An 18574-nucleotide genomic window follows, 5' to 3' on the forward strand; every position below is an offset into this window, starting at 1 on the left:
CTAGAAATCAACAAAACCAAATATAGCCTAGAGGGCTTTGCCCTCGTCAGCACTATTAACTCTGATTATTCTTCTCTTGCTGGATTCTTTGAGCGATCGCTTCTGCAATTATCTGATTATTCTCTTCTATAGGTTTACCATTTCAATTTTCGATACTCATTAACGAAGTTCAAAGACTCGTTAACGGAGATAAAAGGTGGATTCATCCAGTTCAAAGACTTGTTAACGGAGTTCAGAGGTGGATTCATCCAGTTCAAAGACTCGTTAACGGAGTTCAGAGGTGGATTCATCCAGTTCAAAGACTCGTTGACGGAGATAAAAGGTGGATTCATCCAGTTCAAAGACTCGTTAACGGAGATAAAAGGTGGATTCATCCAGTTCAAAGACTCATTAACGGAGTTCAAAGGTGGATAAATAGAATAGGGGCGTACATTTGTACACCCCTACAGTTTACCGATGAGTATTCAATTATCAAGAGACAGGAGTTTTAGCAGATTTACCTCTACTAATAGCTTTAAAACGTTCGCCCAACTGTTCAGCGACAGTTTTTAAGCCTGGAGTCTTTTTCGATGCAGTCTTAACGTAATCATAAACAGTCAAACTGTTGGTCATGGCTTCACTACCGACTGCCATTAGGGTATCATCTACCTGTTCGGTGAGTTGCTGCATTGAAATCAAAACTTCGGTGAGCGCAGTGGCTAATTGATAATCTCGAACAAGTTCTTCAACCTCAAAAGTGGCTGGAAGAATTTCGCGGTTAGACTGAGCAGCAGTGACACTATTGTTTACAAATGCTAGGCTTTTATCGCCCATTTTTACCAACTTGCGCCGTTCTTCAGTGCTAAGAGTGACTAAAAAGGGCATCTTTTGTTGGATTTTTTGTAGCGCGGCTTTGATTTCTTGGATATCTTGTGGCGAAAGGGCGGCTGCAATATTTTGATAAGCCATTATATATTTACCTTGGGAGTTCTAATGGTGAAGTAGCAATAGTTGCTAAGTATATAATTCCCATTGGTAAGCGCGATCGCACATCATAACCTATTTATTTATCTGTTTTAGCGCCTATGCTGAAGGATACTGACCAGATGCAATCAAAGCTTGTCGCTCTACAATCCTTTCATCGCCGTTAAAATCTAGGATACGTGCGGTAACTTCACCGATATCTGTTTGATGTTGAATTACAGCCTCATCTAGTCGAAAATGCTCACCCCAAAAGTCTCTGCGTGGGTTAAAAAACCGCACAATTTCGCCAGTTTGCCAATTAATTGACCCTAAATCCGTTCCTTTTTGCAGGTTACAGAAGATACAGGCATAACAGAGATTATCTGCTGTTGTAGCGCCGCCGTGTTTGATGACCTTCTTCAAAGGATTCAATAAATCCAGGGATATCAAGTAACTCTTGGGTAGCGTCTTCACTCTCTTTATCTGCGAGATACGCTAAAAAGTCAGCAACTAGTTCTAAGCGTTCAGAAGATAATCCATCTAGATATTGGTTGATTTGCTGACGAACTTCTGTATTGTTCATATTTTCACTGCTCTTTTACTTCTCTAATTGTGCCAACTTCTTCTGAGCATACTCCCGCACTTTTTCATCTGGGTCATTTTTGGCGCGATCGCGCAACAGTGGTAAAGTCTGGGGATGCTGAGGATGAGGATATTGCTCAATGATTGCCTCAAGTGCTATTTGCCGGGAAGGAACCTGATTCCTATTAGAAGTGCTATCAGTTGAAAAATCCAAAAATATCGGATTAAAGGAATCATCAACAGCACATTCACAAAGGAAATTATAAATTTCAGGACTAGTCTGCCAACTCTTAATCAGTTCTTCCATCACTTCGTGTTTGATATAGCCGAAATTATCAAGTTGAGCAGGTTTTTTGAGCAAAGATAAGACGAAAGATAAAATATTAAGTTGATTTTTCCATCCCTGTGTTAACTGTTTCACTACTGTACTTTGTACTACCGAATCATTACTAGACTGAGCAAGGGATTCGAGCATTGGCAAAGTCTCTGGATCATCTTTCCAACCTCGCGCTAACTCTTGCACTGCCATAGTCTGTATGTTTCTATCCTCCCTAAATTGAGTAAGGGATTTAAGCATTGGCAAAATCTCTGGGTCATCTCTCCAACCTCGCGCTAATTCTTGTATTGCTGCATAGGCAGATGTATTATTCGTATCATGAATAGGTTTAGCAAGAGATTTGAGTATTGGTAAAGTATCGGGATCATTTTTCCAACCTCGCACTAACTCTCGCACTGCCATAGCTGGTATATCTCCATCCTTTCCATTCAAACCATACATAGCTAAAGTTTTTAGCCAAGGTAACGTCTCTACGTGGTTACTCCATGTAGTTGTAATGACTGAAACTACCTTAGTGTTAATTTTAACGATTAAGTTAGCTTGGTCTGTGTCTGTAAAGAGATTAGCAACATCTTCTGAACTGTAAGGAACATAATACTCCGCTACTTTTTTTAGATAGTTAAGCAATTTATTGTCAGTCACTGTTATTGTAGAGCGGTTTTTTACATCTAAAATACAATCAGATGCAAGAAAAAGTATATCAGTAAGCTTTTCTTCATAAGCACCTTCATTTAGTCCGTCCTCAAATGTTTCGATTAAATGTTCAATAATGTCTCCTGCGAATTTTGATTCAAGACTTCCTGCAATCAAACGTAAAACTTCATGCCAACTTTCATCTTGCCAGTGTTTGCCAAAAACTTCATTCTTAAGCTCCTCAATACTCAGCGTTCGCGTTTCTTTAAACTGCCAGACAAACTCCCAAGCACAGAAATATTCTAAAAATGTCCGATGCACAAAAGCATAATAATCCGCACCCACGAAACATAACATAAAGTTGCGAGTCTTTAGTTGCTCTTTCAACCTCTCAGCTTTATATTTGGCTTTATACAATGGGATGCTTAGGCGTTGCATATAAGTAGTGAATATTTCTTCTAAATCATCCTTATTTATAATGTTGCCAGCTAAAGTTTTTTCACGAGTTTGCATTTTATAAGCAACTTGACGCAACATTCCTTCTTTATCTTTAAAGGTAATATATTTTAGTTTTTTATCTGGTTTCAAATTGCGTTTATTATCCCAATTATGTAGCAGTAATTTGGAAACCTCTTCATAGAGTTTAATTCTATTTCTGGGTAATTCTTCTCCCTTGAGATTCAGAATTGCCATCATCGTCAACAACAGAGGATTTCCCGCTAATTCTGCAATAGATTTGGAAGCTTCAATTCCTCTTTGTAGCCGTTCCCGTTTTCTCACTTTATCTACTGCATCTGTAAAAGTTAACTCATGCCAACGGTAGATAAAATCCTGAATTTGTTCTAAGTCTAAATCTTGTAAAATAAAGTGGCGAAACTCAGCATTAAGCAATCGTTGCGGTTTATAGCCAATAATCCGAGAAGTGACAATTACCTGCACATCAGGATAGTCATTAGTAAAGCGATGAATATCAGTAATTACATCCTCTCGCTTACCAGGGTCAAATACCTCATCCAAACCATCAAACATCAGTAAGGCATTACCAGCTTTTAATTTCTTATCTAGTTCAAGCTGATTGAGGTGATGAATTGCACCACTACCTTGATGGAAGAATTCGAGAAAATTATTGCACTCTTTATCTTCCCGTCGCCGCATATAAGTGCGTAATTCAATTAGCAAGGGAATTGGTAATGAGATAACATTATCCAGTGGAGACTCTGCCCAATTCAAAGCCAGAAACTGCAACAAAGTAGACTTCCCGGAACCAGGATCGCCTAAAATCACAATATATTTATAATCTTGCTTTTTATTGACAACATCTAAAACACAACGGATCGGCTGTTCAAAATAAACCCGTTTGTGGCGTTCTAACTCTTCTAATTCAACAGCTTCTACTTGGTCACTTTCTCGCAGTCGTCTAAGATGTTCTTTAGGCAGTTCGTGAACTTGTGCTAAAACTTGATGAGTTTCCCGGACATTTTGAGCAGTAAAAATCCGCCATAATTTCAGTTCGTTATAGGCATAGCCGCTAGTATCTAAGCTATCTAACTTGAGATTGCCATAGCACTCACGGATTCCTTCTTGATATTTAACTAAATCAAATGTGGTAATTTTCTGAGCATTGCTTTCTAAGATATATTTAATTTTGTCCAGATTTTGGGAATCGAGAATATCTCTGAGTTCAGGAATTCCTTGAATAATCTCTTTAACCTTTTGCAGATATTTCTTAGCAACCCGCTTCCAGTTAAAATCATCTGGTAACGGATTTGAAACATTAATTTTATCCCAAATCTCTTGTAATTTATTAGTATCTATAGCTGGATTATTATCTTTAAAGGCATTTCCCAAAAGTTCTTTGACTTCTTGATTTTTGAGAAATTGCTTTATCGGCTGCGTATACTTTTTGATTTCATCTTCAGAAAGTTCTCCACCTTTTAAATCTTCCTGCACCAGTTGTAAAAATTCTTTTAAAGCTTTCCCAGCAGCAATTTCTATGTCTTCTTTCTTAAGTTTCTCTAAAATATTGCCAGGGATGCCTTTTAATAAATCTTTAGCCCAATCCTTAGCAGCATCCTTGGCTAAGTCTTCCAGAATGGGTTTAAAAATAAACCCGGCGGCCTGAGTTACACCCCAATAAGCTAACCAGTCCAGCATAATACTCGTTTCTGTTGAGATTTTGACTACGAGTATATCCACTAGCCAGGGTAATGTTTACAGATTTTGGAGTTATTGCAGAAATATCAGAACATAGGGTGGTGATAATTCCGTTAAGTGTGAGGAATTTTTTGGTTTAAAAGAGCGATCGCCCTGCCTTTCTTGGTAACTTTCGTTTCACCCATTTTTTGATGAGTTAAGAAAAATAAGAGTAAATAAAGATATTTTAAGTATTTTAAAAAACTAGTACCCCTGAGTTACCTTTGTTCAAACTCAGGATAGAATCGGCTTGCCGAAAGTTCCGTGTAACGTAAATCACTAAAAAGCTAGAGGGAAATTTAAGATGGTTGCATTTGCTTCAAAACCAACACAGATACTTGGAGGCATATTAGCTACATCGTTACTGAGTCTAATGTCCTTAGAGGTTCTTAGTGCCGCAGCCTTGGGCAATCCGCCCCCTGCGTCTGTTGAAACTAAGGTTAAAGTGCCTAGTACAATGAACTTTGCGCCCTTTAATACTGACCGTTACTTGAAAGTGCCGCCCAATTTCTCCGCCTCTGTTTATGCTCGCATTAAGAAAGCTCGTTTTATGGCAGTTGCTCCCAATGGGGATCTTCTAGTATCACAGCCGAGTACGGGTAAAGTGTTAATTGTCCGGCCAAATGGCAGCAAAGACCCAATTATTTCTGACTTCGTGACGGGTCTACGCAAACCACACGACATTGTATTTCATAAGATTGACAACACCACATACGTTTATATCTCTGAGACTCATCAAATTAACCGCTTCATCTACAGCTCTGGAGATAGAGTCGCCAAAAATCGCCAAATCGTTATAACTGGCTTACCAGACAGCAGCACATCGGAACTCAAAGGCTCTTATGGTCACGAGCTAAAAAATATCGCACTTGATGCCAATCACAAACTGTACGTGTCGATCGCCTCTACGTGCAATGCTTGCAAGGAAGATACTGTTAGTAACCCAAAACGCGGTGCAATTTACCAATACAATGCCAATGGAACCAATCAACGGCTTTTTGCCCAAGGTTTACGTAATGCCGAAGGATTAGCATTTTTACCTGGCACAAATGACCTTTGGGTAGTCGTTAATAATCGAGATCAGATCCGCTATCCCTTCAACGATAGTACTGGCAATTACGGTAAGATTATCCCCTCTTACGTAGACAACCACCCGCCAGAGGAGTTCACGAAAGTCCGAGATGGCGGTAACTACGGTTGGCCATTCTGCAACCCCAATCCTGACACGCCAACTGGCTTGAACAATATGCCGTTTGACCGCGACTATGAATTCAATCGTGATGGAAGTGTTAATTGCAATGCAATGGACAGGATTAGCAAGGGTATTCAAGCCCATTCGGCTCCCTTGGGACTAACATTTTTACAAAATACTAGGTTTCCCAGCCTGTACTCAAGTGGGGCAGTGACGGGGTTACATGGTTCATGGAATCGGCAGAAGAAAACGGGCTATAAAATAGCTTACTTTCCCTGGAACAGTACGACAAAGGCTCTAGGAGAAGAGATGGATTTAGTCAACGGTTGGCTAATTCCAAGAACGGAAGAAGTCTGGGGGCGACCGGTAGATATGGTAGTCGATCTGCAAGGTAATTTGTTAATTTCGGATGACTACAGTGGTACTATTTATAAGCTCTCTTACACGCCGCCAAGACAGGTTAAGGTCTACAGAGATCCTAATTTGGCTGGAGTTTCCCAGTCTTTTCCTGCAAGTCCAGGAGTATACGAAGCGGTCAAAGGTGGCTTAAATGTTGTAGGGAATGACGCTATTAGCTCATTAAGTGTACCACCGGGTAGAGTGGTACGTGTCTGCCAAAATGAAACTGGTGGTCGATGCCGTGAGTTTAGTGCTGGTGATTATAAATCTCTTGGAGCTGACTTCGATAACAAAATATCGTTTATACAAGTCAAGTAGTCCCACTTAGGGGATTTTAGATTTTAAATTTTGGATTTTGGTGAAGCAGCGCGGTCTTGGGGGTTTCCCCCATGAGCGACTGCTGTTAGCGTAGCGTTAGCGAGTCTTCGAGCGTCACCCGTTCGCGCAGCGTCTCCCCTTGGGAGAAGGGATTGAATAGGCTAAAATCCAAAATTTAAAAAGTCCCAGAGCAAGCGAATTTAAACGCGAGAACAATTTTATTATCCAAAATCAAAAATTGAGTCACCTGTGCTGCTTTTGGCTTATTGTCCTCCAGTTAAGTAGAAACTGCGATATCTAGATGGGCTGTGCGATCGCAATTTTCCCTACTGCACGCCCAGTTTCGCTATAAGCATGAGCCGCCGCTAGTTCTTGTAAGGGATATGTGCGATCAATCACCACACGAATTTTATCCGCTTCAATCAATTCTTTGAGAAAAAGCAAGTCTTTAGCATTAGGTTTCTCAAAGAGAAATTTCGCTTTTTGACCGGGAAGGAACGCTGTTAAGACGCTCTCTAACAAGACTTCAGGGCTAGGTAATGTGCTGATATAAATTCCGTTGGGTTTGAGGACTCTTTTGATTTGTGAGAGCGATCGCTTACCCACTGCATCAAAGATAATGTCATACTGCGCTATATCTTCAGCAAAATCTTGTTGTGTATAATCAATCACGCGGTCTGCTCCCAAAGATTTCACCAAATCCAAATTTTTGGTACTGCTGACTCCCATCACCACTGCCCCTAAAGCCTTAGCTATTTGCACTGCAAAAATCCCAACACCGCCCGCAGCACCATTAATTAAAACATTTTGTCCTCTTTGAATATTTCCTTGATCTCGCAGCGCTTGCAGAGATGTGAGCGCTGCTAAAGGCACAGCAGCAGCTTCTTCATAAGATAAATTCGTTGGTTTAAGCACCGCCAAGTTTTCTGGAATGGCTGCAAACTCTGCGTAACCTCCTCCAGGGAAGCTAGTACTGCCATAAATAGCATCTCCTGGTTTAAAGCGAGTAACTTGGGAGCCAACCTCTACAATTTCTCCCGCTACATCAAACCCCAGAATCTTTGGGAATTTGCTGCCGCTAATCAAACTCAACATCCCTTGGCGAATTTTCCAATCAATGGGATTAACGCTGCTAGCACGAACTTTCACAAGTAACTGCATTGGCTCAATTTTCGGCTGCTCCACATCTTCATACTGCAACACTTCAGCGCCGCCATATCGACGGATAACCACTGCTTTCATCGCATTCCTCCTGCTACCCTGTTTGACTGAATGAACTCAGACAGCTTATGAATATAGTGTAGCGATGTCTAGGGCTACGCCTACGCATGGGAGTTAGCATTACCTTGCCCAGGCGATTAGAAATCTGGGCTATTACAGGCAAAACCCACGGAGGTGGGTTTCAAACTCTTGATTTAAAGTTTTAAGCTGTCGGACATTTAACTTGCAATAATTGCTTAAGGTGCGTAGGTGCAGCCCATCGTAGACATCGCTTTTTAAAAGACAACAGCGAACATTCTCTTTATTCTTCAGTCGTAAATACAATACCTTCATACAGGAGTTCAATCGGACACTCAAATTCAATGCTCCATAAAGTGATGATATCTCCATCCGTGTATGGGTAGTAAAGCCACATCCTACCCTCGCCCCGACAGTAACGCTCAACGGAGATTTTTTCCGAGTCAATCAAGATATACTCTTGCAAACTAGGGATTGTCAGATAATAAGTAAATTTTTCACCCCGATCTTTAGCGCTTGTACCTGGGGAAAGAACTTCGGCAATTAGTTTGGGATGTTGAATAAATTTGCGGGCATTGAGGTCTTGAGGGTCGCAACTGACAATAACATCAGGATAATAGTAGCGGCTCTGGGGAGTAAGTTGCACTTTTACGTCTGACACATTCGCTCGACAATCTCTGGAACGCAAATGAGGGCGTAAGGCAGTGTACAAGTTAAGTGCAATGTCGTTATGGGGAATCGTACCGCCTGTCATGGCAAATACTTCGCCATTGGCATATTCATAGCGAACGTCTTGCTGAGGTTCCCATTCGAGATATTCCTCAACGGTCATTTTTGGCGGCTGTTGGGGGATGGCTATCATAACTAAGATTTTTTCACGCTTGGTTTGATTGTAGCTAAATAGTATCAGCAACAAAGAGCGGTATCTGGAAAACCTCTCTCCTAAAAGAAGAAAGACTTTAAACTTTCCTCCTTTGTGACGCGGGCAGGAGGTTAGGTTTTTTGCTAAGGTTTGTAGTGAGCAATTCAGAAAATTCATTGCGATCGCTCAATCATGTTAGATTATAGTTTGTTGTTTCTCTTAAACACAAAATCTGAGAGTTTGCTACCCATCTCCTCATTGTGGGAATGAAAAAAAAGGAGTTAAAAGTTAAGTTTTTTGAAAATTATATGCAGCAACACATCTATTTCCATTAGCTTCTACGGCTTACCAGATAAGGCTTAAAGGCATAATTGAACATCATTGTCAAAGAAAAATTAAAAAAATATGAAGTGCATTTTTACCCTCAAAAAAATGATATGTTAGATACAGAATTGAATTTCGCGCGTTTATGGAGTAGAACAAGATAGATTACTTCAGTTTTTCACCCTCAAACCCTTGGCAATTCTTGCTTTTGACGCAAATTGAGGGCAATATGAGTACAAATTTAAATAACTAAAACCCAGTTGCAAGTAGATTAAAGTCTTTGCTGGGATTGGGTTGTGGCTGAGTACAAAGAAATCCTGAACCCCTATCTATAAACACTAGAACCCCAACCAAAAAATACTAGAACCCCTACCCGAAAAAAACTTTTTTAATTCTTGTAATGCTTGAAGAATTAGGGTTTTTAGTATTTGAGTACAAATGTAATAAATCCAATAAATTCTATCCTAGAGAGACGCAGTGTTTGGCTAGGAGACGGCTGCTATAAATCTTATATCGCCAATCACCTAACGCTCTGAAACAAAACAAAGCGAAAAGTGAGTGGAGGGATGACATAGCACCATGCCTGAAGTGAAGAGAAGTCGCGGCTGTAAGCACAAATTCTACCCAAGAACCGAACGTTGACACACACCAGCCGAACATCAGATATCTATCGCCTGCATTACTTGAAAACAAGTTGCCCGAACCCAAGGGTTTGCAGGAAGTGTGGAAGACGCGACTTCAATTCTGGGCATAGAGAGCAGCAACATCTCCCACAGTGGCAGCCAAGTCCACCGACCTTTTGCGAAACTCAATGACATCACCGTCTACACGACTCCTCAACTCCAACGCTACGGAATCGACAACCCAAGCAAAGTCCGGTGGTTGCGGCTGCGACAGCCCCAGCAGCGCCACCGTGGAAAGGGATCAAAAGCTCGAAGAACGCATTGCTAAACATCCCTGCTACAGCGAAGACGCCCATCACCACTATGCCCGGTTGCACGTTGCAGTTGCACCAGCTTGCAACATCCAATGCAACTATTGCAACCGCAAATATGATTGCGCTAACGAAAGCCGTCCTGGAGTAGTTAGCGAATTGCTAACACCAGAAGAAGCAGCACACAAAGCTTTAGTCATTGGTGGTAAGATTCCGCAAATGACAGTTGTGGGAATTGCTGGCCCTGGCGACCCTCTGGCGAACCCAGAAAAAACCTTCCGCACATTTGAGTTGATTGCAGCACAAGCACCCGATATTAAGCTTTGCTTATCAACCAATGGTTTAATGCTACCTGACTACATCGATCGCATTAAACAATTAAATATAGATCACGTTACGATCACCATTAACATGGTAGATCCTGAGATCGGTGCATTGATTTATCCTTGGGTTCACTACAGACGCAAGCGTTACAGAGGTCTTGAAGGTGCAAAAATCCTCCACGAAAGACAGATGGAAGGATTGCAGGCCCTGAAAGATGCTGATATCTTGTGCAAAGTTAACTCCGTAATGATTCCCGGAATTAATGACCATCACTTAGTCGAAGTGAATCGAGTCATTCGTGAGAAAGGTGCATTCTTACACAACATCATGCCATTGATTTCTGCACCAGAACATGGCACACACTTCGGTTTAACCGGTCAACGTGGCCCCACACCCAAAGAACTCAAAGAAGTTCAAGACAACTGCTCTGGTAACATGAAAATGATGCGTCACTGTCGCCAGTGCCGTGCCGATGCAGTAGGATTATTAGGAGAAGACCGCAGCCAAGAATTTTCCAAAGAGAAATTCTTGGAAATGACTCCAGAATATGACATGGAGCAACGCGCTACCGTTCACGAAGGGATTGAGAAGTTTAAAGAAGAACTTAAAGTAGCCAAAGATAAGGCGCTTGCCGGCAAGAAATTTGCCAACAGTCCTAAAATCTTAGTTGCAGTAGCAACCAAAGGCGGTGGATTGGTTAACCAACACTTCGGTCATGCGAAAGAATTCCAAATTTACGAAGTGGGTGGGGACGAAGTTCGCTTTGTCAGCCATCGCAAAATTGACCAATACTGCCAAGGTGGATACGGCGAAGAAGCTTCTTTTGAGCATATTATGAAAGCGATCGCAGATTGCAAAGCAGTTTTAGTCTCCAAGATTGGTAACAGTCCTCAAGAAAAATTGCTTGAAGCTGGAATACAGTCTGTTGAAGCTTACGACGTGATTGAGAAGGTTGCTTTGGAGTTCTACGAGCAATACGTTAAGGAATTAGGGAATAACGAATAGGGAATAGGGAGTAGGGAGTAGGGAATTTCAATATTCACCACTCCCCACTCACCACGGGCTAAACCTTAGCTATCCGTACTACTTCACCACTCCCCACTCCCCACTCCCCGCGCCCAAAAGGAGAATAAATCATGGCTTACAAAATTCTTACTAGCCAGTGTATTTCCTGCAATCTCTGTCTAACGGTATGTCCTACAAATGCAGTTAAAGTGGTTGACGGACAGCACTGGATTGACCCTGAACTTTGTACAAACTGTATTGGTAGCATTCATACCGTGCCTCAGTGTAAAGCTGGTTGTCCCACCTGCGACGGTTGCGTTAAGCAGCCTAGCGATTATTGGGAAGGCTGGTTTACCAATTACAACCGCGTAGTCGCTAAATTAACAAATAAACAAGATTACTGGGAACTTTGGTTTCAAAGCTATTCTCAGAAATACTCAGAACAGTTGCAAAAGCGCCAACCCCAAATAATTCGTAATTCGTAATTCGTAATTCGTAATTGAAGACAACAATGCAAAATAACTGCATCTATCTTGATAATAATGCTACCACTAAGGTAGACCCAGAAGTTATAGAGGTAATGTTGCCTTACCTCACAGATTATTACGGCAATCCCTCCAGTATGCATACCTTTGGTGGGCAAGTCGGTAAAGCAGTGAGAACAGCAAGAGAACAACTTGCAGCCATCCTGGGAGCCGATGAGTCAGAAATTGTCTACACAAGTTGCGGAACTGAGGGAGATAACGCGGCGATTCGAGCCGCACTGTTGGCGCAACCTGAAAAGCGACATATTGTCACCACCCAAGTTGAACATCCGGCAGTACTCAATGTCTGCAAACAATTAGAAACCCAAGGTTACACTGTTACCTATCTATCAGTAAATCATCAAGGGCAGCTGGATCTAGATGAACTAGAAGCTTCCTTGACGGGTAACACCGCCCTGGTGACAATTATGTATGCTAATAATGAAACTGGAACGATTTTCCCGATTGAGCAAATTGGGTTGCGCGTCAAAGAATCTGGCGCTATCTTCCATGTAGATGCGGTGCAAGCAGTGGGAAAAATCCCGTTGAATATGAAGACTAGTACTGTGGATATGTTAACCCTGTCTGGTCACAAGCTACACGGGCCGAAAGGAATTGGTGCTTTATATATCCGGCGCGGGGTTAGGTTCCGTCCTTTTATTCTTGGGGGACACCAAGAACGCGGACGTAGAGCGGGAACAGAGAATGTCCCAGCAATTATCGCCTTGGGCAAAGCTGCGGAACTAGAACTGTTACACTTAGAAGAAGCGATCGCAAGAGAAAGAAAACTGCGCGATCGCCTCGAACAAAGTTTACTTGCTAAAATCCCCGATTGTGTCGTTAACGGTGACATTACGCAGAGATTGCCCAACACCACAAATATCGGCTTCAAGTATATTGAAGGTGAAGCTATCTTACTATCCTTGAATAAATACGGTATCTGTGCATCATCCGGTTCTGCTTGCACCTCCGGTTCACTGGAACCTTCCCACGTCCTTCGGGCAATGGGCTTACCTTACACAACTTTGCACGGTTCCATTCGCTTCAGTCTTTGTCGCTACACCACAGAAGCAGAAATCGATCGGGTAATAGAGGTAATGCCCAGTATTGTGGAACGTTTACGCGCCCTCTCACCCTTCAAAAATGATGACGCGGGTTGGTTGCAAGAACAGGAGCAAGCACTAGCGCACCGTTAGGGAATAGGGACTGGAGATTAGGGACTGGTGACTAGGGACTAGGGAAGAATTTTCCCATCCCCAGTACCCAATCCCCAGTACCCAGTACCCAATCCTCCAATCTAAAATCCAAAATCTAAAATCTAAAATACGTTATGTGGGACTACACTGATAAAGTATTAGAACTGTTTTACGATCCCAAAAATCAGGGAGCAATCGAAGAAACGGGCGAAGCTGGAGTTAAGGTTGCAATGGGCGAAATCGGTAGCATTGCTTGCGGTGATGCTCTGAGATTGCACCTGAAAGTGGAAGTAGAATCTGATAAGATTCTAGATGCTCGCTTTCAAACCTTTGGTTGTACTAGTGCGATCGCATCTTCTAGTGCATTAACCGAAATGATCAAAGGTTTAACTTTAGATGAAGCTCTGAAAGTGTCCAACAAAGACATTGCAGATTACCTTGGTGGTTTGCCAGAAGCAAAGATGCACTGCTCTGTAATGGGACAAGAAGCGCTAGAAGCCGCTATCTATAATTATCGTGGCATACCTCTAGCTACCCACGATGATGATGATGAAGGCGCGTTAGTTTGCAGTTGCTTTGGCATCAGCGAATCTAAAATCCGTCGCGTGATTCTAGAAAATCATCTCACGGATGCTGAACAAGTAACAAATTATGTAAAAGCTGGTGGCGGATGCGGTTCCTGTCTGGCGAACATTGATGATATTATTAGATCAGTTCAACAGGAATACGCCTCACCTGCTCTCAACAATTACGGCGTACAAGTTGCCACAGAAATTGTTACGTCTAAAGAGCGATCGCTAACAAATGTGCAAAAGATTGCTCTAATTCAAAAAGTTCTTGATGAAGAAGTCAGACCCGTACTCATTGCAGACGGGGGAGATGTAGAACTCTATGATGTAGAAGGCGATCGCGTTAAAGTTGTCCTGCAAGGTGCTTGCGGTTCCTGTTCAAGCAGTACAGCAACTCTGAAAATTGCGATCGAAGCCAGATTACAAGATCGTGTCAGCAAGAGCCTTGTAGTCGAAGCAGTTTAGGAATTGCTGTAGGACTTAACGTATTCTACAAATACGCCCTAATATGCATTCAGCCAGGAATAGAAAGTAGGATTTGAACCATATAATTGTCTCCACATCAATGCTTCAATCTTACCGAGAACCGATAGCTAAATTAGCTATCACGGCTAACAGCATATAGGCAAAAAATTAAGCGCCTACTTGCAAATTTCATCATCCAACTCGCTTCAAAGGAACAGGATATGAGCACATTGTACGACAACATTGGTGGACAACCAGCTATTGAACAAGTAGTAGATGAACTCCACAAACGCATTGCCGCAGACAGCCTCCTCAATCCCATTTTTGCTGGTACAGATATGGTAAAGCAACGCAATCATCTAGTTGCTTTCTTATCTCAAATATTTGAAGGGCCAAAGCAATACGGCGGTCGTCCAATGGACAAAACCCACGCTGGAATGAATCTACAGCAACCACACTTCGATGCGATCGCCAAGCATCTCGGTGAAGCAATGGCTGTGCGTGGCGTGTCAGCAGAAAACACCAAAGCTGCACTAGATCGCGTCACAAATATGAAGGGCGCTATTTTGAACAAGTAATAGGACTTATGCATTGATTGTTGACAAATAACAACATCAAGTCCTATTGAATCTTGCAAGCTGAAACACATTATGACGTATTTGTAAATTGCGTAATTTTCTTTGTTCTTTGTCAAAACAAATGACAAAGGACAAAGGACAAACAACCAAAAGAAAAAAAATTTAACGAGGAAGAACGATGTACTTATTGCCAATAATTTGGGCTGTGGAGCGATCGCCCCCAGCAGGCATTTATGCCAACTGTACCAACGATGCTCTACACGCGCTCACTACTGTCGCTCAACTGGCGTGAACGCAACTGACAAACGCGCATACCCACCAACCAACCAATTGCAGGGAAACACGAATCATGACTGAAGAAAAGATTAGACAGATAGCTTTCTACGGTAAAGGCGGTATCGGTAAATCTACCACCTCCCAAAACACCTTAGCAGCTATGGCAGAAATGGGTCAACGCATCCTCATCGTCGGTTGCGATCCCAAAGCTGACTCCACTCGTTTGATGCTGCACAGCAAAGCTCAAACAACCGTTCTTCACCTCGCCGCAGAACGTGGTGCAGTAGAAGATATCGAACTCGAAGAAGTAATGTTAACCGGTTTCCGTGACGTTCGTTGCGTAGAATCTGGTGGGCCAGAACCCGGTGTAGGTTGCGCCGGTCGTGGTATTATCACCGCCATCAACTTCTTAGAAGAAAATGGTGCTTACCAAAACCTAGACTTCGTATCTTACGACGTGTTAGGTGACGTTGTGTGCGGTGGTTTCGCAATGCCTATCCGTGAAGGCAAGGCACAAGAAATCTACATCGTGACATCAGGTGAAATGATGGCGATGTATGCTGCTAACAACATCGCTCGTGGTGTTCTTAAGTATGCTCACACTGGTGGCGTGCGTTTGGGTGGTTTGATTTGTAACAGCCGTAACACAGACCGGGAAATCGACTTGATCGAAACCTTGGCAAAACGGTTGAACACCCAAATGATTCACTACGTACCCCGTGACAACATCGTTCAACACGCAGAATTGCGCCGGATGACTGTTAACGAGTATGCACCAGAAAGCAACCAAGCTAACGAATACCGGACATTGGCTACAAAGATCATTGACAACAAGAATCTATCTATTCCTACACCCATCGAAATGGAAGAACTAGAAGAATTGTTGATTGAATTCGGTATTCTCGAAAGCGACGAAAACACTGCAATGCTAATTGGTAAGAGTGCTACTGAAGTTCCTGTAGTATAAATCGCTGCTAAAAAATAACGCTTTAGCACAAGGAAAAAGGAAAGATATCAATCTTCCCTTTGACCTTTCATCCTCTCGCTTACATCTCCCCCCTAATCTTAGAGGGGACTCCTAGTCCCCCTATGCCCCGATCCTTACGAGTCACAGAGGCTAAATATGACACCTCCAGAAAATCAAAACATCATCGAAGAAAGAAAAGAACTAATTAAAGAAGTTCTAGAAGCTTACCCCGACAAAGCTAAGAAAAAACGGGAAAAGCACTTAAATGTATACGAAGAAGGTAAGTCTGACTGCGGCGTTAAGTCTAACGTTAAATCCCTTCCTGGGGTAATGACCGCTCGTGGTTGTGCTTACGCCGGTTCTAAAGGTGTGGTTTGGGGTCCTATTAAGGACATGATCCACATCAGCCACGGGCCTGTTGGTTGCGGTTATTATTCTTGGGCTGGTCGTCGTAACTACTACATCGGCACCACAGGTATTGACTCCTTTGGTACCATGAACTTCACCTCTGACTTCCAAGAAAGAGATATCGTTTTTGGTGGTGACAAGAAACTTACCAAGCTCATCCAAGAACTGGATGTACTTTTCCCCCTCAACCGTGGTGTTTCCATTCAATCTGAATGTCCCATCGGTCTAATTGGGGATGACATCGAAGCTGTTGCTCGGAAGACATCGAAAGAAATTGGCAAGCCAGTTGTACCTGTGCGTTGCGAAGGCTTCCGGGGTGTTTCCCAATCTTTGGGACACCACATTGCTAACGACATGATTCGTGACTGGGTTTTCACCAGAGCAGACCAAGCCAAGAAAGACGGTACACTCAAGTTTGAAAGTACCCCTTATGACGTAGCCGTTATCGGTGACTACAACATCGGTGGAGATGCTTGGGCTAGCCGCATCCTGTTAGAAGAAATCGGCTTGCGCGTAGTCGCTCAGTGGTCTGGTGATGGCACCATCAACGAAATGTTGATGACCCCCAATGTGAAGATGAACCTCATCCACTGTTATCGGTCGATGAACTACATCAGCCGTCACATGGAAGAAGCTTATGGTATACCCTGTACGAAGTATGATTTAATCTTATGTGATACCAACATTTAGTCCAGGTCTAACTTTGCTCAATTTAAACATTGTTCTAAATGGACTAAATTTTAAGACACATTTAAGACACAATGAAAAGCAAGGCACAGGACGTTTTTGAGGATTTCACTCCGCCAGCATCTACCGATGGCAGCTATTTAGGAACGCAGAAACACATGAAAGCTACTCGGCAGCATCTGGAACGCAAGTTTGATAAAGGTTTGACAGACACTAGGGCCCGTTTAAAAGCCGCTAAGGTCAAAGTGGGTTTGGTCGTGGCGCGGGAGACAATTCAATTGCAAGCGTCTCTACCAATCAAACCCGGCGAGCGCGACACTAAAGGAAATGGTTTTAAGCAGTACAAGATTTCGCTAAATATCCCTGCAAGTTTGGACGGGTTGAGAACAGCAGAGGAAGAGGCAAACGAGCTAGGCAAGCAGCTTGCCCGTAAACAGTTTGAATGGACTGATAAATATCTGGGTAAAATCGCTAAGGTCGCCAACAGATCCCAAACCCTTGGTGATGTTTTAGAAGAGTTTGAAACTGAGTATTTCAAAACACGCAAGTTAACAGAAAAAAGTAAACACACCTTTTTCTATTACAAGGAGTATTTGCGGCGATTGATTGGGCTAGATACTTTATTGACTCAAGCGGAGATTGATAAAAAGTTTGCAGAATTGACGGGAGATTCTGCCAAATACAGCGCCGTTAAATCGTTGAAAGTTTTAAAATCAACTCTTAACTTAACTAGTTTCACCCTCGAACATTTTAAAGCTACACAACCCAAAAGTCAGGCTAGGGACATTCCCAGTGATCAGGATATCATCAAATATCAGGAATCTTTTCATCATTATTCTTTGACTAGAAGCCTAACAATCAAAAAGAGTTGTTTAGACAGTTGGAAGATGTGGGAATGGGTCTATGGAATGCTTGCTACTTATGGACTACGCCCAAGAGAACTGTTTGTAAATCCTGAAATTGATTGGTGGCTGAGTCCTGAAAATAAAGATAATACATGGAAGGTTCACCCAGATACTAAGACTGGTTATAGAGAAGCTTTACCGTTACATCCTGAATGGGTTTACTTGTTTGATTTAAAAAACGTAGAGTATTTGAAACTTTTGAAAGCTCAAACTGATGACAGAACTAGCTTTACAGATATCAACACTATTCGGGTTAATTGTTCATCGTGGTTTAGGCGCGTAAATATTCCGTTTACGCCCTATGACTTACGCCATGCTTGGGCGATTAGAGCGCACATGATGGGCATTCCAATTAAAGCGGCTGCTGATAATTTGGGGCATTCTGTAGAGATTCACACTGAGATTTATCAGAAGTGGTTCAGCTTGGAGAACCGGAGGAAGGTAATTAAGCAGGCAGTGGATAAAAAAGATGACATGGATACGTTGATACAGGAGAACGCACGGCTAAGGGCTGAGGTGGAATATCTCAGGCAAGCTCTGGCGCGGCATCAAATCAGTGAGGTGCTGTCTAGTTAACTGACAGCAGAATACGGTTTATTAACAGAGGTGCATCTCTATCTGTTTCGTTTTAAACTGTTAAATTAGTACTGCTATATTTTTGAGCAATATATTAGATAAAAAGGCTATTTTTTGGGAATTTTTGTTAAAAAATAGC

Annotated in this window: 16 protein-coding genes and 1 pseudogene; 9 read left to right on the forward strand and 8 right to left on the reverse strand. The window is 42.4% G+C overall.

The genetic code is table 11. From position 1 onward, the window contains the following. Nucleotides 1–134: 134 nt before the first annotated feature. The 5 genes from VE944_RS21420 to VE944_RS21440 form a co-directional block, all read right to left on the reverse strand. A complete protein-coding gene (locus VE944_RS21420) occupies nucleotides 135–404 on the reverse strand; it encodes a hypothetical protein (RefSeq protein ID WP_324981530.1) in 270 nt (89 codons plus the stop codon). Between the two features lie 67 nt (nucleotides 405–471). Continuing rightward, nucleotides 472–948, reverse strand: a complete 477-nt coding sequence (locus tag VE944_RS21425) for a hypothetical protein (RefSeq protein ID WP_324981532.1) — start codon at nucleotides 946–948, stop codon at nucleotides 472–474. Between the two features lie 114 nt (nucleotides 949–1062). Beyond that, nucleotides 1063–1365 carry a hypothetical protein gene (locus VE944_RS21430; RefSeq protein WP_324981535.1) on the reverse strand — a complete coding sequence of 101 codons (303 nt, stop codon included), beginning with the start codon at nucleotides 1363–1365 and terminating at the stop codon, nucleotides 1063–1065. After that, nucleotides 1322–1525, reverse strand: a complete 204-nt coding sequence (locus tag VE944_RS21435) for a hypothetical protein (protein WP_324981538.1) — start codon at nucleotides 1523–1525, stop codon at nucleotides 1322–1324. The genes VE944_RS21430 and VE944_RS21435 overlap by 44 nt, the downstream gene beginning before the upstream one ends. Before the next feature lie 15 nt (nucleotides 1526–1540). Next, complete coding sequence (locus VE944_RS21440) at nucleotides 1541–4648, reverse strand: HEAT repeat domain-containing protein (protein ID WP_324981541.1); 3108 nt, start codon at nucleotides 4646–4648, stop codon at nucleotides 1541–1543. 343 nt (nucleotides 4649–4991) lie between these two features. On the opposite strand from VE944_RS21440, the gene VE944_RS21445 reads away from it, so the two are divergent. Next, entirely contained in the window at nucleotides 4992–6596 is a 1605-nt protein-coding gene (locus VE944_RS21445; protein WP_324981544.1) for a PQQ-dependent sugar dehydrogenase, read from the forward strand. A 297-nt stretch (nucleotides 6597–6893) separates the two neighbouring features. Here the strand turns inward: VE944_RS21445 and VE944_RS21450 are convergent, their stop codons facing one another. The 3 genes from VE944_RS21450 to VE944_RS21460 all read right to left on the reverse strand — a co-directional run bounded on the left by VE944_RS21450 (nucleotide 6894) and on the right by VE944_RS21460 (nucleotide 9839). Continuing rightward, complete coding sequence (locus VE944_RS21450; protein ID WP_324981547.1) at nucleotides 6894–7838, reverse strand: NAD(P)-dependent alcohol dehydrogenase; 945 nt, start codon at nucleotides 7836–7838, stop codon at nucleotides 6894–6896. 280 nt (nucleotides 7839–8118) lie between these two features. Further along, the gene (locus tag VE944_RS21455) at nucleotides 8119–8697 is read right to left on the reverse strand and encodes a Uma2 family endonuclease (RefSeq protein WP_324981550.1); all 579 of its coding nucleotides are present in this window, start codon (nucleotides 8695–8697) and stop codon (nucleotides 8119–8121) included. A 983-nt stretch (nucleotides 8698–9680) separates the two neighbouring features. Then, entirely contained in the window at nucleotides 9681–9839 is a 159-nt protein-coding gene (locus VE944_RS21460) for a hypothetical protein (RefSeq protein WP_324981553.1), read from the reverse strand. Here VE944_RS21460 and nifB point away from each other — a divergent pair. From nifB to VE944_RS21500, 8 genes and pseudogenes are all read left to right on the forward strand, one after another. Next, nucleotides 9833–11284 (forward strand): nitrogenase cofactor biosynthesis protein NifB, encoded by a 1452-nt coding sequence (gene nifB / locus VE944_RS21465; RefSeq protein WP_324981556.1) that lies wholly within the window; start codon nucleotides 9833–9835, stop codon nucleotides 11282–11284. The genes VE944_RS21460 and nifB overlap by 7 nt on opposite strands. Before the next feature lie 131 nt (nucleotides 11285–11415). Further along, entirely contained in the window at nucleotides 11416–11769 is a 354-nt protein-coding gene (locus VE944_RS21470; protein WP_324981559.1) for a 4Fe-4S binding protein, read from the forward strand. 26 nt (nucleotides 11770–11795) lie between these two features. Beyond that, a complete protein-coding gene (gene nifS / locus VE944_RS21475) occupies nucleotides 11796–13004 on the forward strand; it encodes a cysteine desulfurase NifS (RefSeq protein ID WP_324981561.1) in 1209 nt (402 codons plus the stop codon). Nucleotides 13005–13138: 134 nt separating this feature from the next. Further along, on the forward strand, nucleotides 13139–14038 hold the full coding sequence (nifU, locus tag VE944_RS21480) for a Fe-S cluster assembly protein NifU (protein WP_324981564.1): 900 nt from the start codon (nucleotides 13139–13141) through the stop codon (nucleotides 14036–14038). A 221-nt stretch (nucleotides 14039–14259) separates the two neighbouring features. Continuing rightward, nucleotides 14260–14616 carry a globin domain-containing protein gene (locus VE944_RS21485; protein ID WP_324981567.1) on the forward strand — a complete coding sequence of 119 codons (357 nt, stop codon included), beginning with the start codon at nucleotides 14260–14262 and terminating at the stop codon, nucleotides 14614–14616. 349 nt (nucleotides 14617–14965) lie between these two features. Next, a complete protein-coding gene (nifH, locus tag VE944_RS21490; protein WP_324981569.1) occupies nucleotides 14966–15859 on the forward strand; it encodes a nitrogenase iron protein in 894 nt (297 codons plus the stop codon). 156 nt (nucleotides 15860–16015) lie between these two features. After that, nucleotides 16016–16930: pseudogene (locus VE944_RS21495) on the forward strand (nitrogenase component 1); the annotation flags it as partial. A gap of 98 nt (nucleotides 16931–17028) precedes the next feature. Further along, nucleotides 17029–18435: a site-specific integrase gene (locus VE944_RS21500; RefSeq protein ID WP_324981573.1), complete on the forward strand. Its 1407-nt coding sequence runs from the start codon at nucleotides 17029–17031 to the stop codon at nucleotides 18433–18435. The last annotated feature ends 139 nt before the right edge of the window (nucleotides 18436–18574 follow it).

It is taken from the genome of Nostoc sp. (genome assembly GCF_035638895.1).
Classification (GTDB): domain Bacteria; phylum Cyanobacteriota; class Cyanobacteriia; order Cyanobacteriales; family Nostocaceae; genus Nostoc.